This is a genomic window from Pseudolactococcus plantarum (genome assembly GCF_002441715.1).
Lineage (GTDB): Bacteria > Bacillota > Bacilli > Lactobacillales > Streptococcaceae > Pseudolactococcus > Pseudolactococcus plantarum.
The window spans coordinates 38,430-60,897 of the sequence record NZ_JXJX01000001.1 but is presented as its reverse complement, the minus strand read 5'-3'; the positions used below and the strand labels follow the sequence as shown (position 1 = coordinate 60,897).

The following is a 22,468-nucleotide window of genomic DNA, read 5'->3' as shown; positions in this document are numbered from 1 at the left end:
TTATTCTTCTGCAACTTTGAGAATTTCCGCAATTGTGGTATACCCTTGTAAAACTTTTGATAGACCATCTGCAAATAATGTTCGCATCCCACTTTTTTCTGCCAGATCAGCTAGTACTTCATCTGTCGCATGATTGTTGATGGCATGACGAATATCAGGAGTTAAGGCAAAGAATTCATGTACAGCCATGCGCCCCTTATATCCTGTTCCACCGCATTTATTACAGCCCAATCCTGTATAAAGTGCCTTGCCTTCAGCTTGATAATGTTTTAAAAATATCTCTTCTTCTACGCTTGGGTGCACAGTCGTTTTGCAATTACTACAAATGCACCTCACTAAACGTTGTGCTAAAACACCCGATAAGGCATTTGCGACCAGAAAAGTATCTACACCCATATCTAGCAATCTATTAATCGTACTCACAGCACTATTTGTATGTAGGGTACTCAGTACCATATGACCAGTCATGGCAGCACGTATGGCAATCTCTGCTGTCTCCCCATCACGAATTTCTCCGACCATGACCACGTTAGGATCTTGTCGTAAAATTGAGCGCAGTCCAGCTGCAAATGTTAAGCCAACATCAGCATTGACAGCCACCTGATTAATACCAGCTAACTGGTACTCTACTGGATCTTCTACTGTGATGATGTTAATATTCGGCTGATTTAACTCGTTTAATGCAGAATATAAAGTAGAAGATTTCCCTGATCCAGTAGGTCCCGTAACTAAGATGATGCCATGAGGTAATTTCAGCGTTTGTCTAAAGCGATCTAATGTATCCGGTGCAAAACCAGAATCATCTAGTTGTCTAATACCTGCTGAGGTATCCAAAATCCGAATAACGACTTTCTCTCCATGTATGACCGGTAATATCGAGACACGTAAATCAACTTTCATCCTCGCATTTTTTATCTGGGCGCGACCATCTTGAGGGATTCTGGTTTCCGTAATATCTAATGAAGAGATAACTTTCACCCGAGAAATCACAGCATGTTGCATCGTTTTCGGGATTTTTTGCATGGTAACGAGTTCTCCGTCCACCCGAATCCTGATCAATAATTCTTTTAACTGAGGATCAAAGTGTATATCACTTGCTTTACGATCAACAGCTTCAGTTAATAGTGTTGATACCAACCTGACTACTGGTGCATCGGAGACTTCGTCAACAACTTCATTTGCTATCTCATCAACAGAGTCACTATCAGAAATCCATTCTTCAACTTTAAGATCACTAGGATATGTATTTGCAATAACAGAAGCTATATCAGCTTTGATCGCTAGTCGTAACTCTATATTTTTTTTTGTCATCAAGCGTAAGTCACTTAACAACTTAAAATCCATGGGATCACTTAATGCGACAACTAAAGTCCCATCAATAACCTCTATCGGTATGACATGATTTTCCTGAGCGACATGTTTTGGAATTAACTCAATCGCTTCACTTGTAATGTCAAGATTAAATACATCAATAATAGGGACACCGTATACCTCACTTTTGAGTGCCAATAATGTATCATCCGGCATGACATGACGCTGTTCAATATAACTCGCAAATGATTCTGATGCTTGTTGCGCTGCCAAAGTAAGCTGATTGACTTCTCTTAGTGTCATAAGTTCTTTATGCACTATTTTTCTAGCTAGTGTATCGAGTCTAATAACCTGCTGCTCTTGTTCTATCGCCATGTCTCTCCTATCTATTTTTTCTTTTTAAAATCAACATCTACCATATAGCTAAAGGTTCTAAGAACATTACGAGATCCACTCTGAGTACCTATTGCATTGATAAGCGTTACTTCACCATTGTTTGCATCTTCAATTTTTGTTTTAACTTTAGTCTTGATGCCAGCTCCTAAAAGATGGGCTCTAACATCAAAATCGTTGTGCCACACATAAATGATCACTTTACCTTTAATGGTGCCTTCTTTTAAAAATGTAGGGTCTAGCAAACTGGGATCACTAGGTGCGTAAAAACTAAAGATACCATCCTTGGCAACTTTTAGATTAAAAGGTTCGATACCTGTTATACCTAAATTAAGCTCTCCGCTAGCGCCGATATCAATCGTATTTCTGGCAACTGATACATCTAGCCAATCATCTTGCGCTTGAGTTCCATTCTCTGAACTTGAAGCACGACGATTTTTTTTGGGCGCATCAATGAAACTCACGTCAGTGCTACCTTGAGTCACTCTCGAATAATCACCTATCTTTAACACACTAGGCGGATTTGGAATCGTTGCATCAGGACGACCCGGATTAGTATGTGTCATCTGATAACTAAAACTTTCCTCACCCTTAGCATCCTCCTTTATGGCTGCGTTTGTCAGGATAAAATTACTATTTGCTCCAAGTTCAATCGTTGCATCATTTTTTAGTTCAACTGTTGACCCTGCAATGACCAAGCCACCTGTTAACAAGTCTTTCCAACGTGGATGTTGTTGGGGATTTCCTAGACCAACAGATTTTAGATAGTCGCTATAGTCAAACTTATCTGGTGCCGCATTAGTTTTAATTTCACTATTATCGAGTAGTAATCCTGTATCTAAAGACTTGATACTTTTTCTAGTCTGTGTGATTAACAAACTTGGCATATGTATCTTACTATGTTGAAAGGTTGTTTTTTGGTTTAGCCTTGATATAAATACGCCTGTATTAGCTTTTCCGTAGATATCTTTAAACCGCGTCTCATCCAATCTTCTACTACCTGTAATTGCTAATATGTTATCAGCACTAACTAGTGTGTCTGGAAGATTTCCTACTAACCCAATGTCTTGAATGATAAAGGATCCTTTTGCAAGCAAATTTTTTGTTAGAGTTTTGTTATCTGGTTCTGCTGGACTTATTGCAGGTATAGCGGTAGAAGCAGCTGTCAATTTAGTATCAGTGAGTGATTTTCTTTTAAGGCCACCAAACACAAAATTTTGCCCCAGTGGTACAGTATTATAAGCTGTACCATCAAACGTTTTTTGATTTTTTGCTTGATACTTGTACCCCCTATATAATAAACGTGTCCAAGTATCTGCAGAAATCAAGCCGTTTTCACCATTTGTATAGTGATTATAAAAAATATTACGCCATGTATCTAATTTTTCTATTTCTGCTGCATTGTTAATCGGCCTTGTTGTTGTTTTCTCTTCCCACTGCACTTCATAAACTAAGTGACTCGATGCGCTATGCTTGATAGAAGTTGCATCCTTTTTTTCCTGTAATTCAACAACTATCGGAATAGTAATGCGTTTGGCAAATTGAAGGCTATTAGCACTTGGCGAGGCAGACCAACCACCTGTTTCTGCATTACTATATACTTGACCCGCCTCAACAAGAGCATTAGGCGCAACACCGACTTTAAACTGATACTGCTTATTTGCACCAAATTGTTCACTACTAAAAAATGATCTATCAATCTCACCACTCGTAGCAATTATGCACAGTGTCTTAATCTTTTCATTTACTTTAGCGATGACTAAATTATTATCAGATGGATTTCCCACTTCATTGATGATTTTTCGTATTTCTTTATCGAAATAATTAGATACACGTGTCTTTGATTCTTCAAGCGCATAAGACTTAGCATCTTTTAATGTCGTATATCTGTCAGCTAGGGCGATTTTCTTTTGCGTATCTAATGCAAAGAAAAAAATACCAATAACTATAACAAATAATAATATGATAACACCAAGGACAACTAGTAACGCACTCCCATCCTCAGCATCATAGCAGTGTCGTATGTATTTGTTTATTTTTTTCATCGACCTACCACCTACCATTTCCAGCCACTTCTCCAGCTGATTTAGCATCATCTCGATAGGTGATATCAAACACACGTGTATAGATAGTGTCTTTATCTTTTTTTACATCATCCATCTCCATAGGTTTATTTTTACCAGGGATATAAGCTGTCCAATTTATCGTTCCTTTATAAAAAACGATATAGACTGTTGTATCAACACTAAAACTATCGCGATAATTCGTTTCACCTTGCTTTAAAACTTGTTTCTCATGTTTATTTTTCACAAAATGTACTTTCATCTTGATCTTTGGAGATGGTGTCTGATAAGTACTTAGCACACGAGTCCCTTCATGCGTCACTAGTTTTAGTTTTTCAACACCATCACTATCAAAAGTTAAAGGCCGATCATTAGATCCATCAAGTAACTGCACGATCTGCTTATCTTCCCAGTCATTTCTTCGATACTTTCCTGATTCTCCTAAAGACTGTGTATCCGTTATACCACCTGCTTGTTTTTGGTTGATTAACAATTCATTAGAATAAGTATTCAGCACATTATAAAGACTATTGGCAATAGTTTGTGTTTTTACTTTATACTCTTGAATATTTCTAATTGTGAAGACATGACTTGCCATCGTTGCGACTAAAGTTGTGACCATGGCTACAAGTATAATAACTGCTAAGAGTTCTGTTAAAGTAATCCCCGTTTCATCTTTCAAGTCTTTCATCATGTTCCTCTAATCATCAGCTCCCCAATGAAACTGAGTATTTGTTAACTCTTTACCTGTTTTGCTATTATAAATCCTTAAGGTTACTAAAATACCACTATCTTGGTTGTCAGCAACTGTAGCAGTAGCACCTTTTTTGATTGCCTTTGGTGCTGCCTCAACTAGAACAGCATAGTCAACTTTAAATCTTAATGCACCTTCACCAACATACATCCCCACATATCTTTTTTTTTCTGCTGACAAGTTCAGTTTAGGTAAAGCAAAGCCACTACTCAGATAGACTACTTGCCGAGTTTGCTGTCTAGTAGGCGAACTTGTGATGATATTTCCATCATCGTCAACTAACTTATCAGCAGGGACTTGCTCACCGTATTTAGCCTTTCCAAGCGTATCTTTTTGGATACCACTCTTATCTAAAATCAAATGACTAGCGCGTAGTTTTTCTTCTTGATCGGTAAGTGTAATCGGATCTGGTTGATGACCTGTAGTTGCCAACACATAGGGATTTAAATCGGCTATATCTTGTGATTGTGCTTTATAGCTCATCCATTCACGAATCTCTTCTCTAACACTAATAGCTTCTGTTTGAATCGTATTTAATTCAATCATTTTCGAGTTTGACACGATAAATCCTATAAATAAAGGCAATACAATACCGAGTATAGTGATAGCACTAAGAAGTTCAACTAGCGTGAACCCCTCTTCATTCTTTAATTCGGTAAGTATAATCATTTTGTTTCGCATGATTTAAGCCTCTCCACTTCATATTCGTGTTAAGTTTATACACAGTCAAGCATAATAGATATAATGATGCATCTTTTAATGCTGCCTTTGTATCACTTACAATGCACTAATAAAAAATTAGTCATCAACTGGTTCGATAAATTTAGCCTTAAAATCCGCCACTTCAGTCAATAATTTTGAAGCCTCTTTGTGTAATTCACTTTTAAAGACACGTTCTTCTTCTCTCATTTCTTCACGTCGCCGTTCAATTTCCAAATTCGCTTCTGCTATGACATCATGCTTCAATCTACTAACCATCAACATCATATCTGATAGTTCTTGTTGATTATGTTCTTCTTTAACAAGTAACTCAGCTTCTAATGACCTATTCTTTTCGTTAGCTGCCGTTAATTTATGCTGGAGTGCTTGGAATTCTTGTATTTTCTGATTTTTTTCTTCAGATAGTTTCTGGTTTTCCAGTTTAAGTTCATCGACTTGTTGATCTAACTGGTTTAATAAAATTTTATTTTCTGAAATAATAGATTGTAAAAGAGAAACCTGATGCTGTCTTGCATCATTAACTTCTGACAATTCTATTATCAATCGGTTAATCTTTTGATCAGCCATTGCTTTTTCATCTTCTATTTTTGTTTTTGCTAATTGACTTGCATCCTGTAAATTTTGGTAAGTTAATTGCAAAGTAGTTAATTCCTGATTCAAAGCAATTAATTTACTTTTTTCTATAGCTAGTGCCTGTTCTTTTTCAGATAATAATGTTTGTTTCTCAACTATTTCTGATTGATGCTGTACCCTTAACTCTGAGAGTTCTGATTGTAATTGTATTGTTTGTGATTGTTCTTCATGTAGTTGTTGGTTAATAGCTGTCAACCTCATCGATAAAGAGGTATTTTGCTCAGATAAGTCAGTCTGTATCGTTTCTAATTCCGAGATACGCAAAGTTAGCGTTTCCTGATGCATCAACATATCTGACTGTATTGCCACCAACTCTGTTTCTTTTTGAGCATGTTCTGAGCTGAGCCGTTGAATTTCTTCTCGTTGTGCATCAGATTTTGTATTTGCCTCACTTAATGCCTGCTCTAGGTTAACGATCTGAGCGTTCAAATCCATATTTTTATCTGTATAACTCTCAGTTACATAGGTCAACTTTTGAGTTAATTCACTAATTAACTCACTTTTATTAGCTAAAGCAGACTCTAGCTCTTCGGAGGTAGTTACTAGGTCATCTTTTTGTCTAGAAAGTTGTGCATATCTTTCTTTAATCTCTGAAAGTTGACCATTTTTTTCTTGTATTTCTTTTTGATATTTTAATTGTATCGTTTCATTTTCAGCTAATTTCGTATCAAGTAACGCTTGTAAAGACGCCAATTCCCGTGTATATGCGTCATTAGCTTGTGATAGTTGTGCATCCTGATTCTCTATAGTTGCCATTGCTTCAGACAATGCAACACCCTGACTTTCTAAAGTTTGATTTACCGCGATAATTTGAGTTTTCAATCCCTCATAATCAATTTGTAGTGCATCATAACTGAGATTTTGTTCATCTCGCTCACGCAACATGTCTGCTAACTCAGTTTCTCTTTCTTGTAGCCTATGCAATTCTTGTTTTAAATTATCTATCTGGATAAGATCCTCTTGGGCAGTTTGTTCTAAATCTTGTTTAACTTTTAATAGCTGGTGTGTTTCTTGTTCTAGCTCTATTAACCTTGTTTCTCTAGCATGAAGTAGCTCTTGTGTCTCTTGTAGCTGAGTTTCTTGTTCTGTTATTTGAAGGGTTAACTGATCTACTTGTCCTATATCAACAACTTCATCTGTCGATATACTTGCCAACTTTTCTTGTAAAATAGCGATTTGTTTTTCTTGTTGATCCACAGTTTGGGTGAGAATTAGGTCAATCTCTTTTCTTAACTGTTGATTTTCTTCTTGTAGCTGTCCTAAATCACCATCAGATTGGGATGATGGTGACGCTACATGACTTGTTTGTTCAGCTTGTAAATAGTCGATTTGTAACTCATATTGATCAATTAGTGATGATAAGCGTTCAAGCTCACGTTGATTCTCTGCTAGTTCTTCACTAAATCCGGTATCTGTTTTTAAATCTTTTCTTGTGTCAACAAGTTGCTGTTTGAGCTTATCATTTTCTATGACTTGTTGACCCAACTCTGACTCTAAGACTGATACTTCTCTATCTAGCTCTTTAATTTCCGTTTCCAGTCGTTTGACTAAAGCATCACTATCATTACGCTTAGAAATATCTATCAATTTATCACGTTTGAAAACGGCCATTTGAATCTCCTTATAATCATTATGTTGTTTGCCAATTTTAAAAAACTTGTTGATTACATTATACAGTTTTTTTAATTAAAAACAATAATAATTTCAAAAAATTACGTTTTCAGTTTTCTAAATTCATAAGTAGTGACCGAATTGTTAAAGTTATTTCCTATTTATCAACTAAAAAAACACAAAATAAATTAGCAAAAATATTTTTTACTTTTTTTATTTTATGTCTGCTAATTTTTTTCACGTTATCAAAATCTATATTTTTCAGACTTATTAACATTTTTTGTTGTTTTATGATTTACTTTATGATAAAATTGAGTAAATATCATTATTTTTCAACTTAAGAAAAGGATTACCATGGGCGCACACGATAAACAATCACTCACAACTAAACAAAAAAAAGCTCTCAAAATAGCTCTAGGAACGAGTACAATTGCCGGAGCACTCGTCTTAACAACATTTACTGCTTCAGCTGAAACCTATATTGTAAAACCAGGAGATACACTATATGGTATTGCTTCAAAGTATAATACGACTATACCAGCACTTGTTGAACTAAATCACATCCAAGATGTTAACTATATTCGCGTCAACCAAACCATACAAACTGCTCAACAGACAAAAACTAATACTCCTCATCCACAACAACCTAACACACCACAGACTGATACTACCACTGCGACTCCAGCAGTCATCTATACCGTCAAAGCGGGTGATACCTTAAGTTTGATTGCTAGCCAGCAGGGTGTAGCTGTTTCAGAAATTATCAAAAACTCAGCCCTTACAAATGCCAATCTCATCTATGTTGGTCAAAAACTAACGATAAAACCTGAGGTTAAAGCAAAAGCAAAGCCGATATCTCGTGAGATACCTGCGGTTACACATACTGTTCAGGCAGGTGAGTCGCTTTGGCAAATTGCAATTAGCAAAAAAGTATCTATTGCTGATATTGCCAAATATTCACATATCGAAAATGCTAATCTTATCTATCCAGGTCAAAAATTGATTATCAAACCTGCAATGACGATTTATAGTGGGGGTAACTTATCAATTACTGCATCAGACTTAGCCAGAGAAGCTGGTATTTCTGAGCAGGCTGCACAAAATGCAATTGATATCGCTAACTATCTGATGGGACAAGAAGGATTTACAGTACAAGGTGCTGCTGGTGCGCTAGCAGTCGCTGAACGTGAGTCTGGATTTAATCCTGAGGCTATTAACACATCAGGTGGTGTTGCTGGTATTTTCCAATGGTCTGGTTGGTCAAATAACATTAACGGTAACCGTTGGGGACGTGCTAGCGAAAAAACTTTGTCTATGCCTGTACAGCTCGAACTAGTGTCTACTGAACTTAACAGTAACTTTAAACACGTCAAAGACTTAGTCGCAAATGCTACTGATGCCAAACAAGCAAGTCTAGATTGGACTGTTCATTATGAAGGTGTTGCACTTAGTGACCCACAAACACAGGCTAAGACTCTCCTTGATAATGCAGAAAAATGGTATGACTTGCTAAAAGATCATGTCACTAATAGTACAACAGATGGTGTTGCTGTCCCAATGGATGTGACGCAAGGGCCTTATAGCAGTAACGGCAACACGTATGCGTCAGGTCAGTGTACTTGGTATGTTAAAGACATCTTCAAAGCACGTATGGGCGATTACTGGGGAAATGCCAAAGACTGGTCACAATCTGCACAAAGAGAAGGTTTGACAGTAGATGGTAACCCAATCGCTAACCAAACGATTGCTGTTTTCGCACCAGGTAGTGCAGGTGCAGATCCTACATATGGTCACGTTGCTGTCGTCATCGGCGTGTCAAGAGATACCGTCACGATTAAAGAGATGAATGGTCCCGCAGGTCTTGGTAAAACAAATACAAGAGTTGTCCCTAAATCAGCCGCAGCTTATATCCATATGAATTATTAAACTCAAAATACAAAAAGCACAAATCTGATACGATTTGTGCTTTTTATATTTAGTTTTACCTCTTCCTTAAAAATCAGTAACCAATGATTCTAAATAAGCTAACACAGCTTGATCACCATGATGCCCAATCACGTGATCTGCTAATTGTTTGACTTCGTCACGCGCATTGCTCATCGCAACAGACGTTCCTGCATACCTTAACATCTCTAAATCATTTAGATTATCTCCAAATGCTAATACCTGAGATGGTTGAATATTAAATTTATCAGCTAGATGCACGAGACCTGTCTCTTTACTAATCCCTCTAGGAATAATATCCACAGATTCAAAACCTGTCGTAACAGCTCTAACACTCTGTACCTGACGATTAAACCACGCCTCTCCCTCAAGCACTGTTTCAGCACTAAAATTAACGGTTAGTTTCAAAATATCATCATCTACTAAGGCAAAATCAGAAACAACCTGAACATTTTCATAATAATGTTTCGCCTTTTCCTTGTAATACGCATTAGTTGTCTCTAAGATATAAGACCCTTTAGCACCACTTAGTAGTACTGCATCATGCATGACATAATCAGACTGTCTAAGCAGATCAGCAATTTTTAATACCTTATCAAAAGCCATCTTTTCTTCAAATAAAATAGTATCTCTAAACTTAACAATACCACCATTTTCTGCTATAAAAATCACTCTATCTTTAAACTCAGCAAACAAACTTTCCAAAGCCAAGAGCTGGCGACCAGATGCTGCCACAAAATAGATGTCTTTAGCAGCTAATTTGCTTAAAACAGTATCAAAACGTTGTTTATCATAGGCGCCATCTATATCAAGAAAAGTGCCATCCATATCAGTTGCAATTAATTTAATCGTCATATTATCATTATAACAAAAAACAATTTTATGATAATCATAAAAAGCCATCTTTCGATGACTTACTTTATTATGTCGTACAATAAGCTTGGTTAATTTTCCCAAAGTGCTTTAACTTTTGCTTGCACTTCAGCATTATCAAGAAACTCGTCATACGTTTCATCAATTCGATCAATGACACCATTTTTAGATAAAACAATAATATGATTGGCGATTGTTTGGATGAATTCATGGTCATGACTGGCAAATAATAGACTACCTTTATAGTTGGTAAGTCCCTCATTTAGAGATGAGATTGACTCCAAATCCAAATGGTTTGTTGGATCATCCAATACTAAGACATTTGATTTTAAAAGCATCAATTTACTTAGCATCACACGAACTTTTTCACCACCAGATAGGACATTAACAGACTTATTCACTTCTTCACCAGAAAATAACATACGACCTAGGAAACCACGAAGGAAAGTATTATCATCTTCTTCTTTACTAGCAAACTGACGCAACCAGTCTAGAATTGTTTCACCACCAGCAAAATCACGTGAATTATCCTTAGGTAGGTACGCTTGACTCGTCGTAACCCCCCACTTCACATCACCAGTATACTCGATATCTCCCATGAGTGCACGGATAAGTGCTGTTGTTTGGATATCATTTTGTCCGATAAAGGCCGTTTTATCTCCAGGATTAAGAATGAAACTAATCTTATCCAAAATCACTTCACCATCGATTTTGACTGATAAATTATCAACTTTAAGTAAATCATTCCCAATTTCACGATCAGGTTTAAAATTAATAAATGGATATTTACGTGAAGATGGAACAATTTCATCCAACTCGATTTTATCAAGCATCTTCTTACGAGATGTTGCTTGTTTAGATTTCGAGGCATTGGCAGAAAAACGTGCGATGAAATCTTGTAATTCCTTGATTTTTTCTTCAGATTTACGGTTGGCATCCCCTTGGAGTTTCAAGGCAAGTTCTGATGACTCTTTCCAGAAATCATAGTTCCCTACAAATAATTTGATCTTTCCGAAATCTAAATCAGCCATGTGTGTACAAACTTTGTTTAAGAAATGACGGTCATGGGATACAACAATAACTGTATTTTCAAAGTTAATCAAAAATTCTTCTAACCAGTTAATGGCTTGAATATCTAATCCATTGGTCGGCTCATCTAACAATAGTACATCGGGTTTACCAAACAATGCTTTAGCTAGCAAGACTTTAACGTGTTCTCCTGCAGTTAAATTAGCCATCACGTTAGTTTGTTGTTCTACTGTAATCCCTAGATTTTGTAGTAATGAAGCTGCCTCAGAATCTGCTTCATAGCCACCTAGTTCTCCAAAATGAGCCTCTAGTTCTGCTGCTCTCATGAAATCATCATCAGTCGAATCTGGATTCATATAGATTGCATCTTTTTCTTGTGCAATTTTAGCAAGGACTTCATTTCCTGACATGACAACATCTAATGGTGTTTGATCTTCATAGTCAAAATGATTTTGACGTAAAACAGATAAACGCTCATCTGTTCCCATCGCGATATGACCAGTTGACGGCTCAATATCTCCTGCGAGTATTCTCAAAAAAGTAGATTTCCCAGCGCCGTTAGCACCAATCAAACCATAACAATTACCTGGCAAAAATTTTATATTTACTTCATCAAACAGTTTACGATCTGAAAACTGTAAACTAATATCACTTACTTGTAACATGTTTTTCCTCTATTATCTTCAATTTACGTGCTATTTTTATTTTATCATTTTTGTAAGGAAATAAAAAGCCCTCCCATCGGGGTCGTCACAACAATATCATGATAATTGAACCTATTTTAAATTGCATTCTATAAATTTTATCCCTAATTTTCTAGTGATAACATGATATAATGTGCTTAAGAACAAATTAACGGAGAGACTCATGAAACCAACTATTTTAACAGGTGATCGTCCTACTGGTAAACTCCATATCGGTCATTATATCGGCTCTTTAAAAAATCGTGTCTTACTGCAAAATGAAGATAAATATAACCTATTTGTATTTCTGGCAGACCAACAAGCACTCACTGACCACGCAAAAGAGCCTGAAAAAATTATCCAATCTGTAGGAGAAGTGGCACTAGATTATCTAGCTGTTGGCCTAGATCCTAACAAGTCAACCATCTTTATCCAATCACAGATTCCTGAAATAGCAGAATTATCGATGTATTACATGAATCTAGTCTCTTTAGCACGACTAGAGCGTAATCCGACTGTCAAATCTGAGATTGCTCAAAAAGGCTTTGGCGAATCTATCCCTGCTGGATTTCTCGTTTATCCAGTTTCTCAAGCAGCGGATATTACAGCATTTAAGGCAAACCTGGTCCCTGTTGGTACCGATCAAAAACCAATGATTGAGCAAACACGCGAAATCGTTCGCAGCTTTAATCATGCTTATCAAACAGATGTCCTGATAGAACCTGAAGGCTTTTACCCTAAAGATGAAAAAGCTGGTCGACTAGCTGGTCTCGATGGCAATGCCAAGATGTCTAAATCTTTGAACAATGGTATTTACATCTCCGACGATGCAGATACTGTTCAGAAAAAAGTGATGAGTATGTATACCGATCCTGATCATATTCGCGTAGAAGATCCAGGTAAAATTGAAGGAAATATGGTTTTTCACTACCTAGATGTTTTTGGTAAACCAGAAGATGCTGCCACAATTGCTGACATGAAAGCTCAATACCAAGCAGGTGGCCTTGGGGATGTGAAAACTAAACGCTACTTACTTGAAGTCTTAGATAGAGAATTTGCACCTATCCGTGCACGTCGTCTGGAATTTGCTAAAGACATGGGCCAAGTCTACGATATGCTGAAAGCAGGTTCTCAAAAAGCACAGGCAGTAGCTGCACAAACTTTAGATGAAGTTAAATCTGCTATGGGGATTAATTATTTTAAATGATAGACAAAATCATCTCTTTTGCTAAAGACTGGCATCAAAATAACCGAGATGGACATGGTTTTGACCATGTCTTTCGTGTTTACAAATTAGCCAAGCTTATTTTACAAGACTATCCTACTGCTGATGAACAAATTGTCTTAACAGCAGCATTGTTACATGATACCTACGATGATAAGCTAGTTAACGATGTGCTAGCAGCTAAAACCAAAGTAGCTGATTTTCTAACAACAATTGGGTTTACTAACCAAGATGCTGTATTTGAGATTATCGATCATCTTTATTTTTCCTCAGAAATTGAGGGGGGTAAACCTGTTTTGACACTAGAAGGTAACATTGTACAAGATGCCGACCGTCTTGATGCTATAGGCGCTTTTGGGATTACACGCACCTTACAGTACGGATTTGCACGACAGCGAAAGCTTTATGATCCAGCTATACAACCCAAAACTTATCAAACAAAGTCGACATATCATGCTTGTGACAGCACAACACTCAATCATTTTTATGAAAAATTATTTAAGCTTAGTGACACATTGCATACAGATACAGCTAAAAAAATGGCAATCCCACGAGATAAACTAATGCGTGACTTTGTCAATGCAATAGAAAGTGAGTATAACGATGTTTACGGGAATTAAAAAATGGTATCGAACATTGCATGACCACCATACATCAAAACGTAAATCAGTAAAATCAGCACTAAAACACCTATTACACCATGATTTAGTTGAAACGCAGATTTTTGCTCATCGCGGTAGCAAATCTAATCGACCTGAAAATACACTGGCTGCTTTTACTGAAGCTGTACGTGTTGGTGCGGATGGGATTGAGTTAGATGTCCATCTGACTAAAGATAATCAGATTGTTGTCATTCATGACGAGTCTATTGATCGGACAACAAACGGCATTGGCTTCATCAGAGACATGACTTTTGAAGAAATTAGACAGTATTCTGCGGGTAGTTGGTTTGATACACAGTATAAGTTTGAAAAAGTACCCCTACTTTCTGAAGTACTTGACTTACTTAAAGAAATGAATTTCACAGGTGTTTTAAATATAGAAATCAAGACTGATAATTACCAATACATCGGTTTAGAGCAAAAAACAAGTGATCTACTAACCTCTCAAGACCTACCTTTCTCACATATCTATTGTTCATTTAACCTGCAGTCTCTTACATGCTTATATGAACTTGAGCCAGAAAGTGAGTTATGCTATTTAATGTCAACATCTGATAAAAAAATACAAAAAGGATTAACTCTTGAGTATATCACCAGCTTACATCCAAGTATTAAATGGATTAAAAAAAATACTAACCAGATTAAGAAAATCAAAAAACCAATACGTGTTTGGACAGTCAATAATGATCTCGATATGTATCTCGCTTTCAATCATCAACTATCCGGCATTATCACTGACTATCCTGAGTTAGCCTTACAGTTAAAAGAACAATATAAGGAAAAAAAATAAGCTATCTTGCTTATTTTTTCATTTCATCATAAATTATTTCAAATCCCTGAGAAGTCAACGATTATCTTTCATAATATCAGCCCAACTATCCATACCATCAATAAATTTTTTAGCTTTGATTTGCACGCCTATATAATGCTCATAAAGCCCATCAATAAACTGTCTTAATTTTAGTTTCAACTCATCTGATAACTTCAAACTTGGTAACTGACTTAGTTCTATAGCCATAAACGTATGACATAAGAAAATGATGTTGGGATCAACGTGTACTCTTGTCAAGTCTTTGTCAAAATGATCTCTGCATAAGCACCCGTTGTACTGATATGAGAAATCCATCGGTAGATCTGTTCGATGACAAAATGCGCACTGTCCAAAATCTATTTGGATGCCAAAACGTGACATGACTTGTAATTCAAAAATATTCGTAATGATTGCCATGTCAACTTCTTTATCAATCAATTCTAGTGCTTTGATTAAAAATCCATAAAGCGACCGATCATATTGGTTATCAGCGATCGCGACATCTACTAAGCCAATCAAATAACTAGCATAGGCTTGGGCAAAAATATCTGTATTAATATGTTTATAGATAGTTGTTTCACTAATGTCAGCAATAAAACTTAGCCCATCATCGTTGATTGTCCCTAACAAGTCAAGTTGTGTAAAATTTTGTAGGCTGCTTGAAAATTTTGACTTACTGGCATTTTTGACAAAAAACATCCGTTTTCCAAATGATTCCGTAAATATTTTGACAAGCTTATCTTGCTCACGATAATTTCTGCTAAATAAGACTAGACCACGTGTTTCAGCATTTTTCATATTCGCTAGCCCCTCTCGTCCCTTTATTATACCAAAAATAACGCACAAAACAGGAGTTTATTTGACTTGTCAGGATAGTCGTTTTATATGTTGGTTATCATTTAATGATATCAAAAATCTTTTCTTCATCATGGTTAACAGTTACAATAATTTTTGATATGCCCATCGCTCTCCCTCAAAATCAAGTATCCCAACTTTCTTGAATCCTTCACGTAAAAACAGATGTTGTTGGACACTATTTTTAGGATGTGTCCAAAGTCTTAAATCCTTATAGTTTTTCCTAAATGCAAGTGTGAAAATGCTTTGATAAAATGCTTTGGATAATCCCCGACCTCGATAGTCGCTTAATAAAGCCATCCTACCTATTTCGATAATTTCTCCTGTTTCACTTTCAAGCCATTTTCCGTGGCTGAGTTTATCATAATAGGGATTCTCTCCTGAAATTAATGCAACATATCCAGCAATTTGATGATCAACAATAAACAAATGTCCAAAACCCAGAAAGATATCCTGTGCTAAATCTGAACGCGCAGGATATGGACTATGTTGCCACTGATCACTCCCAGAAATTGCTAAAAAATGTCGAGCATCTTCAATAATGCTAATCACAGTATCTAAGTCTGTATCTTTTGCCAGTCTGAGTTCAGTTTTCATAGCACCTCTTTCTTTCATTGCAAATTTTAATTTTTATAATACCAAAGACTGATATGAGATAAAAAGTATAAAAATTTCAAATAGTATATCCTGCTAAAATGAAAGCCTTCAAAATTGTCTATCATTTCTTATGCATGTTTAGTTAATTTTCTCACCATAAAATTGCTTACAAACAATAGTTATCATAAACAAAAAATCGGTCATGCTAAACTTTTTTGTCGGGCAGTTAATCATTAAAAAGACCAAGTTACACTAACTTGATCTTATCACTTGGTATGCTTAAGTACATCGCATAAAAAATAGTTTAAAATCAGTTAGGTTAATAGTAAGCATGTCATCAAGCTTGACCACGTTTATCGTTGACATATGCTGTCAACCTAACCATTGCTTCTTTAATAACTGCCATACTTGCTGCATAACTTAAGCGGACATAGCCTTTACCATACTGTCCAAAAGATGAGCCTGGTATAAAGGCAACTTGTTTTTCAGTCGCAAAATCAAGCAAGAAATCAAAATCATTTTGGTTCAAATCTGCTGGAATTTTAGCAAAAATGTAAAATGCGCCGTCTGGTTTAGCGATGTCAAATCCAAGAGGTGCCATCTGTGATATGATATAATCTCGTCTCACAATATATTCTTTTGCCATAATCGCAGCATCATCTTTACCATTTTTCAGCGCTTCTATGGCAGCAAACTGAGAAACAGTTGTCGCAGCAGTCACAAAATATTGGTGTGTTTTGATGATGAGCTGTGTCAAGCTTGCATCTGCAAATATAAAGCCAATCCGATAACCTGTCATAGCATGCGATTTAGATAAGCCATTTAATACAATCGTCTGATCACGCGCGAATTCAGCGATTGACACATGCTTTTCACCTGTATAATTTAATTCTGAATAGATTTCATCTGAAATGACAACAACAGGATATTTTTTGATGACGTCTGCTAATGCTTTAATCTCTGCACGATTATAGGTTACACCTGTCGGATTTGATGGATAATTCAAAATGACAACTTTTGTTTCTGGGTTTGCAACTAAGGCTGATTCAAGCATTTCTGGCGTCAAAACAAAGCCATTTTTTGTCGTATCAATCTCGATCATCTCAGCTCCTGCAAGTTGAATTAATGGTTCATACCCAGGATATAATGGAGCTGGTGTCAATACTTTATCTCCAGCTACTAATATAGACATTAGACTTGCTGAAATCGCCTCTGTCGCCCCTACGGTAACTAAAATTTCTGATTCTGGATCAAAATTAAGGCTGTACTTTTCAGCCACAAACTCACTAGCAACTTGTCGCAATTCGAGTAATCCTGACATACCAGTATAATGACTCTCGTGGGCACGTACTGCAGCCACCGCAGCATCTTCGACGTGCTGAGGTGGATTAAAATCGGGTTCTCCCAATGTCAATTTTAGAATACCTGGAATTTTTGATACTTCTTGATCAAACCGACGAATAGCTGAAATTTGGATTTTATCCAGATTAGGGTTAAAAAGATTAGAAACGTTCATTACTCTTACCTCGCTTATATAAAAAAAAGCATATACGATTATATGCCATCATACTTTTATTCAATTATACTCTTTTTAAGGAGTATTCACAATATTCAGGTAATCAAATAAAAGTTTAAAGTGGATAAAAGTCATCAAACCTACTTTCCATGCAAGTCAATATTGACAATACGTTTACAGCATCTGTAAAGGTTCTAGCTATCTTATTGCTTAACCTGCTATTCTAACTGTTGTTATCTAGTTATTTCCTGCCAAAAATCGGAAGCTGCAGCTAAAATCTCATCTGCTGTTTTTAACGTTGCGGCTTCAATCGATATCCCTGTTTTTTTCAAATAGTATTTGACCAAGTAATAACCACACATATAACCAGCCGCATAAGGTAGCCCTACTGGTTTACCTTGCTGCATCTCTGTAATTTCATCTCCATATAAGTAAGGCATTGCTTCAAACATGTTATCAATATCGAGATGTGCCTTAAGTTTAGGTTTAATTAGATCATTTAATATGGACATATCATGCTTGGTTACCCAAGGCCCAAGATTAGCTGTACCATAAAGTTTTTCAGCAAAGTTTTCTGCTAATCCCTCTGAAACAATCATCTCTTTAAGCGGCCCTTTACCCCACTCAATAAATTGATATCGAATATTATGGTTGCATTCATGAGCTACTGCTGATGATATTCGATTCAATGTATAAGCATTCGGCACAATACTAAGTAAAATATACCCAGGAATACCACCATCTCCACTATAATTTTCATTTATCTGCATCATCGGTAGTTGTTCATCTCCGAGTAAAGCAGTCAGTGTATAAGTGCTCACTTTGGGTGTAATATTTGCTGCTTCAAATGTCTCAATAGCTTTATCAAACGCATCTTGAATATCTTTCCAAAACTTCTGATCAAGCTGATCAATCAGCGTAATATCAGACGACTTAAGAGATTGAGGCAGTTTATGCATCATCCCGATCACTGTCATAACATTGAATGGTACATGTTCATCAAAAGTAATGTGCTGCCGATCAAACTTTTCTTTAAAAGGTGCCAGTAGTCTCTCTTTAAACAGACTATCGCGTTTCTCCATAGGTGTTTGTAATAGTTCTCGATACACTGTATCGGACTTAATTAATGCTAAATTCATCTTAGCTCCTTTCTTAATACATACCAAGCATAAACTATGACGTTACGTCAATGTCAATAGTTTATGTTACAATATGTGATTAGGAGGTCATGATGTACTTAATAAAAGATACTTCAAAATTAACTGGTGTCTCGATTAGAACACTTCATCATTATGATAACATAGGGCTTGTCAAACCCTTTAAAGCAGCAAATGGCTATCGCTATTATCAACTTGAAGACATCGAAAAGATACAAATTATTCGCTACTATAAATACTTAGGGTTTTCTTTAACTAAAATCAAACAGATACTTGAGCAAAATGATACTGATACACTCGCTATTCTTCGTTCTCAGATTCACCTGTTGGAAAAAGAGAAGGAAACTATAGAAACTTTGATACAAAGTATTAAGCAAACAATCTCCGCAAAAACATTTAATCAAGATGATAAAAACACTGAACAATTTGAAGGATTTTCTGTGATAGACCACATCAGCTATCAAGGAGAGGCCATTACTAAATTCGGTAAAGATATCATGATTGCATCAAAAGAAAAACAAGTGGGAAATGAAACAAACATAGCGCGTTTATTTAATCGTATTTTTCGTGAGTTTGCTAATCAACATCAACAACATGAGCCTACGTCACACACCAAAACTATTTTGTTGTGTGAAAAACTATACCTAACCATAAATCAAAATGGTTTTAACTGCTCTCTTAAAATCTTTCAAAAAATTGGTTCCAGCTATGTCCAAAACCTCGAGTTTAAAAACAATATAGATTTATTTGGTGATGGCACAGCAGCATATATTTCTGAAGCGATTGACAACTTTGTCAACATACAACATAGCAACTCTAATCAGTCAGTATAGTCTATAGTAGGCGCTTTACTGAATGTGTATTTGTGCTAGTTTGTAGACTTTACTTCATGCAACAACATGTAGCTAGCTAATTTTTACCAGTCAATTATACTAATAATATAGGAGAAATAATGGATATTGGAGAAAGATTAAAAAAATACAGAAAGCATAATGGCTTAACACAAGAACAGGTTGCAGAGAAAATTTATGTCTCTAGAGCCACTATTTCTAGTTGGGAAACAAATAGAACATTTCCTGATATAGAAAAAATTATCTATCTTTCTGACCTTTATGACATTTCCCTAGACAAATTATTAAAAGAGGAGCCTAGCATCATGGAGAACGTCAAAAAAGACAGAAAAAAATTAAAGCATTACAAACTGACAAAATTACTTTTATACGTAATAATTGGTCTATTTATCAGTTATACCGCATTTTGGTTTATAACTGTCTACCCAAAAAACCAAAGATTGTCAACTTGGGAACATACAGCGAGCAATAATTACTTAAAACAAAATGGCTATACTTTCCAGGCACATGAGCAAAAAATTCTTGAACCATTACATAACGGTAATATTCCAATCAGTACTTATAGAGGGTCAACCTTTGATATTACCATTGACGGAAATAAAGTCTATGCTAATTTATATGGTGGTTTGCAGAGAAGTAATCCATCAGTTGCCAAGGACGTAGCTGTTAGCTACGAACTAGATCGTCATAACATAGATCGCTCAATTAAAAACATATTACAAAGTAAAGAAAGATCTGATCAAGCTAAACAACTATTACAAGTTTACAAAACTGAATTAGAAAATGATATTTCAGCTACACAAAAAGTATGGAATATGATTAATACAGGTAAATAATTAGCCTTTTCTGCGACTGAGTTAACAGGTTTATGATTTACTTTATGTTTACAAAATTAGAAATAGCTTTACACATATGTGTAAAGCTATTTTGTAGTTAATGAATACTTTGGACGATTATATCGTCATCATTTTGTCGGATTACTAAAGACCTCTTTAGCAACTGAAATCGCATTTAAAACGCGTGGAAATCCCATATAAGCTAAACAATGAATAAAAGTCTCGATGATTTCATCACGACTTAATCCGACATTTAAAGCCCCTTGAATATGAATACGAAGTTGACTTGATGTATCTCCTTGTGTCAACAAAGAAGTAATCGTAATCATCTCTCTTTGCTTCATGTCTAATATTGGCCGTGCCTGTGCCTCATCAAACGCTAATAATGTCTTTTGATCCAAGATAGGTGCTATATCAGCTAGACTATCAGATACCATCTGGCTTGCTTCTTTTCCGATCACTGCTTGACGAATTTTTAATCCATTTTCGTATTTATCCAAAATACTGCCTCCTTTTATGTGATATAATCAGTATAAACTATCAAGTATACTTGATAGCAAGGATAAATATTACTTGATTAAGAGGAAATTACGCCATGTCAAAAACATATAAAATTGCTGAGATTGCGACACTCACTGACTTATCTATTCCCACGCTTCGATATTATGAAGCACTTGGGCTTTTACATCCTGATCGAGATAGCAATAATTATCGTATCTTTACTGATGATGATCTCCGTTGGATTGCCTTCATTAAACGCGCTAAGGCAACAGGTATGACCTTATCAAAAATTGTTGACTACTCTAAATTAAGAGAAAAAGGCGATAGCACTGTGCTTGAGAGGATTAACATCTTAGCAGAGCAAGAAATGATTTTACAAATAGAACTAGAAAAAATCCAAGCACATATCAACTTCTTACAAAATAAAAAACAATTTTATACCCAATTTTTAGAGAATCACAAAACGAGATAATTTGCTATACCTCTACATTATTTTTAACTATATAGTCTTGCGATTTATATTTTGCATACAAAAAAACTCGCATCTATTTTTAGATACGAGTTTTTTTAGATTTACCTAGAGTGCTCTAGCACTCCGTTTATGCCCCCTGCAGGGCTTGAACCTGCGACCCATGGATTAAGAGTCCACTGCTCTACCAACTGAGCTAAGAAGGCATTTCTTCTAAACGTAAAGCTTAGTCCCACCAGTTATTATATCAAATAGACTTAAAATTGCAAGAATAAACTAAGTATCGGTAAACTAGATGACTAATCATTAAGGATATAGCTTACTATCTTTAAAGAGACCATCTCCCCATATTTCACGTTCTGACAGACTTGTTTCAATGAGTTCTATTGGTTGACGATTGACAAGTATCATTGCACATTGATAACCAGAAAAAGGTTCATATAAAGGCATGATAATTTCTTGACCTTTTAAAGCCTCTCTAATATTCGACACTTTAAAGGCAACATGGGACTGCTGCTTGATTATCTCATGTAACTCTGAAGCCTCTCCAAACGCATGTAACTGTATAGGTAAAGATAACTCATTTAATCGATCTAAAGTATACATATCAAATAAAGGACTATATCTTGTGGATATATCATCTTTAATTACATCAAGTGGCACTGGCTTTCCAATATGATGAAAAGTCATATGCTGTAGTATTTCTTTACTCACAATTATTCCTCTCTTACTATTTTAGATGAAGTGTCAAACATAATGGATTTGACGCACACAAAAAGCACTGATTGAATGCCGTTGCTTACTCGTGTATTGAACCCGCTGTAACTGTTAAACAGGTGGGTGTCCCGCTCTTACTAAGCGGCTTCCATCTAAAATGGCTTGCACACGGTAAGATGTCTCAAAGACTCCCTAGGTAATACGATTTAGTCGGTCAAAAATGTGAGTAAGTTCGCACATTCCAGTGCTTCTCTATA

Annotated in this window: 20 protein-coding genes, 1 tRNA gene and 1 other RNA gene; 7 read left to right on the top strand and 15 right to left on the bottom strand. The window is 35.9% G+C overall.

Annotation, left to right across the window (positions count from 1 at the left end):
* The 5 genes from RU87_RS00275 to RU87_RS00255 all read right to left on the bottom strand — a co-directional run bounded on the left by RU87_RS00275 (position 1) and on the right by RU87_RS00255 (position 7,485).
* Positions 1-1,686 carry a GspE/PulE family protein gene (locus tag RU87_RS00275; protein WP_068159916.1) on the bottom strand — a complete coding sequence of 562 codons (1,686 nt, stop codon included), beginning with the start codon at positions 1,684-1,686 and terminating at the stop codon, positions 1-3.
* Positions 1,687-1,697: 11 nt separating this feature from the next.
* On the bottom strand, positions 1,698-3,749 hold the full coding sequence (locus RU87_RS00270) for a hypothetical protein (RefSeq protein WP_068159919.1): 2,052 nt from the start codon (positions 3,747-3,749) through the stop codon (positions 1,698-1,700).
* Between the two features lie 4 nt (positions 3,750-3,753).
* Positions 3,754-4,458, bottom strand: coding sequence for a hypothetical protein (locus tag RU87_RS00265; RefSeq protein ID WP_068159921.1), 705 nt, complete (start codon positions 4,456-4,458; stop codon positions 3,754-3,756).
* A gap of 9 nt (positions 4,459-4,467) precedes the next feature.
* Complete coding sequence (locus tag RU87_RS00260; RefSeq protein ID WP_068159925.1) at positions 4,468-5,202, bottom strand: type II secretion system protein; 735 nt, start codon at positions 5,200-5,202, stop codon at positions 4,468-4,470.
* A gap of 117 nt (positions 5,203-5,319) precedes the next feature.
* Positions 5,320-7,485, bottom strand: coding sequence for a coiled-coil domain-containing protein (locus RU87_RS00255; RefSeq protein WP_068159927.1), 2,166 nt, complete (start codon positions 7,483-7,485; stop codon positions 5,320-5,322).
* Between the two features lie 354 nt (positions 7,486-7,839).
* On the opposite strand from RU87_RS00255, the gene RU87_RS00250 reads away from it, so the two are divergent.
* Positions 7,840-9,411, top strand: a complete 1,572-nt coding sequence (locus RU87_RS00250) for a phage tail tip lysozyme (protein ID WP_068159931.1) — start codon at positions 7,840-7,842, stop codon at positions 9,409-9,411.
* 66 nt (positions 9,412-9,477) lie between these two features.
* Here the strand turns inward: RU87_RS00250 and RU87_RS00245 are convergent, their stop codons facing one another.
* On the bottom strand, positions 9,478-10,284 hold the full coding sequence (locus tag RU87_RS00245) for a Cof-type HAD-IIB family hydrolase (protein ID WP_068160105.1): 807 nt from the start codon (positions 10,282-10,284) through the stop codon (positions 9,478-9,480).
* Positions 10,285-10,373: 89 nt separating this feature from the next.
* Positions 10,374-11,996, bottom strand: a complete 1,623-nt coding sequence (locus RU87_RS00240; protein WP_068159934.1) for an ABC-F family ATP-binding cassette domain-containing protein — start codon at positions 11,994-11,996, stop codon at positions 10,374-10,376.
* Positions 11,997-12,198: 202 nt separating this feature from the next.
* Here RU87_RS00240 and trpS point away from each other — a divergent pair, with 202 nt between their 5' ends.
* Genes trpS through RU87_RS00225 form a run of 3 tightly spaced genes read left to right on the top strand, consistent with a single transcriptional unit; the run spans position 12,199 to position 14,691 of the window.
* Positions 12,199-13,221: a tryptophan--tRNA ligase gene (gene trpS / locus RU87_RS00235; protein ID WP_068159936.1), complete on the top strand. Its 1,023-nt coding sequence runs from the start codon at positions 12,199-12,201 to the stop codon at positions 13,219-13,221.
* Entirely contained in the window at positions 13,218-13,859 is a 642-nt protein-coding gene (locus tag RU87_RS00230) for an HD domain-containing protein (RefSeq protein WP_068159939.1), read from the top strand. Before trpS ends, RU87_RS00230 begins: the two co-directional genes overlap by 4 nt.
* Positions 13,843-14,691 carry a glycerophosphodiester phosphodiesterase gene (locus RU87_RS00225; RefSeq protein ID WP_082782107.1) on the top strand — a complete coding sequence of 283 codons (849 nt, stop codon included), beginning with the start codon at positions 13,843-13,845 and terminating at the stop codon, positions 14,689-14,691. Before RU87_RS00230 ends, RU87_RS00225 begins: the two co-directional genes overlap by 17 nt.
* Before the next feature lie 54 nt (positions 14,692-14,745).
* Here RU87_RS00225 and recO read toward each other — a convergent pair whose 3' ends face one another.
* The 4 genes from recO to RU87_RS00205 form a co-directional block, all read right to left on the bottom strand.
* Entirely contained in the window at positions 14,746-15,510 is a 765-nt protein-coding gene (gene recO / locus RU87_RS00220; protein ID WP_068159942.1) for a DNA repair protein RecO, read from the bottom strand.
* A 141-nt stretch (positions 15,511-15,651) separates the two neighbouring features.
* Entirely contained in the window at positions 15,652-16,164 is a 513-nt protein-coding gene (locus RU87_RS00215; protein WP_068159946.1) for a GNAT family N-acetyltransferase, read from the bottom strand.
* A gap of 337 nt (positions 16,165-16,501) precedes the next feature.
* The gene (locus tag RU87_RS00210) at positions 16,502-17,680 is read right to left on the bottom strand and encodes a pyridoxal phosphate-dependent aminotransferase (protein ID WP_068159948.1); all 1,179 of its coding nucleotides are present in this window, start codon (positions 17,678-17,680) and stop codon (positions 16,502-16,504) included.
* 233 nt (positions 17,681-17,913) lie between these two features.
* Positions 17,914-18,819 carry a DUF2268 domain-containing putative Zn-dependent protease gene (locus RU87_RS00205; protein ID WP_068159950.1) on the bottom strand — a complete coding sequence of 302 codons (906 nt, stop codon included), beginning with the start codon at positions 18,817-18,819 and terminating at the stop codon, positions 17,914-17,916.
* Between the two features lie 92 nt (positions 18,820-18,911).
* Here RU87_RS00205 and RU87_RS00200 point away from each other — a divergent pair, with 92 nt between their 5' ends.
* A complete protein-coding gene (locus RU87_RS00200; protein ID WP_068159951.1) occupies positions 18,912-19,670 on the top strand; it encodes a MerR family transcriptional regulator in 759 nt (252 codons plus the stop codon).
* Between the two features lie 119 nt (positions 19,671-19,789).
* On the top strand, positions 19,790-20,524 hold the full coding sequence (locus tag RU87_RS00195) for a helix-turn-helix domain-containing protein (RefSeq protein WP_068159953.1): 735 nt from the start codon (positions 19,790-19,792) through the stop codon (positions 20,522-20,524).
* 128 nt (positions 20,525-20,652) lie between these two features.
* On the opposite strand, the gene RU87_RS00190 is transcribed toward RU87_RS00195, so the two are convergent.
* Positions 20,653-21,024 (bottom strand): carboxymuconolactone decarboxylase family protein, encoded by a 372-nt coding sequence (locus RU87_RS00190; RefSeq protein ID WP_068159955.1) that lies wholly within the window; start codon positions 21,022-21,024, stop codon positions 20,653-20,655.
* Positions 21,025-21,119: 95 nt separating this feature from the next.
* Between RU87_RS00190 and RU87_RS00185 the strand changes: the two genes are divergently transcribed.
* Positions 21,120-21,497, top strand: coding sequence for a MerR family transcriptional regulator (locus RU87_RS00185; RefSeq protein WP_068159957.1), 378 nt, complete (start codon positions 21,120-21,122; stop codon positions 21,495-21,497).
* A 130-nt stretch (positions 21,498-21,627) separates the two neighbouring features.
* On the opposite strand, the gene RU87_RS00180 is transcribed toward RU87_RS00185, so the two are convergent.
* From RU87_RS00180 to ssrS, 3 genes are all read right to left on the bottom strand, one after another.
* Positions 21,628-21,700: transfer RNA gene (locus tag RU87_RS00180), tRNA-Lys, on the bottom strand.
* A gap of 100 nt (positions 21,701-21,800) precedes the next feature.
* Positions 21,801-22,208 (bottom strand): hypothetical protein, encoded by a 408-nt coding sequence (locus tag RU87_RS00175; protein WP_231860419.1) that lies wholly within the window; start codon positions 22,206-22,208, stop codon positions 21,801-21,803.
* A 60-nt stretch (positions 22,209-22,268) separates the two neighbouring features.
* Positions 22,269-22,462: non-coding RNA, 6S RNA (gene ssrS, locus RU87_RS00170), on the bottom strand.
* Between the last annotated feature and the right edge of the window lie 6 nt (positions 22,463-22,468).

Excerpts from the sequence above, each read along its gene's own strand:
- RU87_RS00245 (WP_068160105.1), bottom strand. The coding sequence starts at position 10,284 with ATGACGATTAAATTAATTGCAACTGATATGGATGGCACTTTTCTTGAT.
- RU87_RS00260 (WP_068159925.1), bottom strand. The coding sequence starts at position 5,202 with ATGCGAAACAAAATGATTATACTTACCGAATTAAAGAATGAAGAGGGG.
- RU87_RS00205 (WP_068159950.1), bottom strand. The coding sequence starts at position 18,819 with ATGAATTTAGCATTAATTAAGTCCGATACAGTGTATCGAGAACTATTA.
- RU87_RS00275 (WP_068159916.1), bottom strand. The coding sequence starts at position 1,686 with ATGGCGATAGAACAAGAGCAGCAGGTTATTAGACTCGATACACTAGCT.
- RU87_RS00225 (WP_082782107.1), top strand. The coding sequence starts at position 13,843 with ATGTTTACGGGAATTAAAAAATGGTATCGAACATTGCATGACCACCAT.
- recO (WP_068159942.1), bottom strand. The coding sequence starts at position 15,510 with ATGAAAAATGCTGAAACACGTGGTCTAGTCTTATTTAGCAGAAATTAT.
- RU87_RS00185 (WP_068159957.1), top strand. The coding sequence starts at position 21,120 with ATGTCAAAAACATATAAAATTGCTGAGATTGCGACACTCACTGACTTA.
- trpS (WP_068159936.1), top strand. The coding sequence starts at position 12,199 with ATGAAACCAACTATTTTAACAGGTGATCGTCCTACTGGTAAACTCCAT.
- RU87_RS00240 (WP_068159934.1), bottom strand. The coding sequence starts at position 11,996 with ATGTTACAAGTAAGTGATATTAGTTTACAGTTTTCAGATCGTAAACTG.
- RU87_RS00210 (WP_068159948.1), bottom strand. The coding sequence starts at position 17,680 with ATGAACGTTTCTAATCTTTTTAACCCTAATCTGGATAAAATCCAAATT.
- RU87_RS00270 (WP_068159919.1), bottom strand. The coding sequence starts at position 3,749 with ATGAAAAAAATAAACAAATACATACGACACTGCTATGATGCTGAGGAT.
- RU87_RS00265 (WP_068159921.1), bottom strand. The coding sequence starts at position 4,458 with ATGAAAGACTTGAAAGATGAAACGGGGATTACTTTAACAGAACTCTTA.
- RU87_RS00255 (WP_068159927.1), bottom strand. The coding sequence starts at position 7,485 with ATGGCCGTTTTCAAACGTGATAAATTGATAGATATTTCTAAGCGTAAT.
- RU87_RS00215 (WP_068159946.1), bottom strand. The coding sequence starts at position 16,164 with ATGAAAACTGAACTCAGACTGGCAAAAGATACAGACTTAGATACTGTG.
- RU87_RS00250 (WP_068159931.1), top strand. The coding sequence starts at position 7,840 with ATGGGCGCACACGATAAACAATCACTCACAACTAAACAAAAAAAAGCT.
- RU87_RS00200 (WP_068159951.1), top strand. The coding sequence starts at position 18,912 with ATGTACTTAATAAAAGATACTTCAAAATTAACTGGTGTCTCGATTAGA.
- RU87_RS00195 (WP_068159953.1), top strand. The coding sequence starts at position 19,790 with ATGGATATTGGAGAAAGATTAAAAAAATACAGAAAGCATAATGGCTTA.
- RU87_RS00230 (WP_068159939.1), top strand. The coding sequence starts at position 13,218 with ATGATAGACAAAATCATCTCTTTTGCTAAAGACTGGCATCAAAATAAC.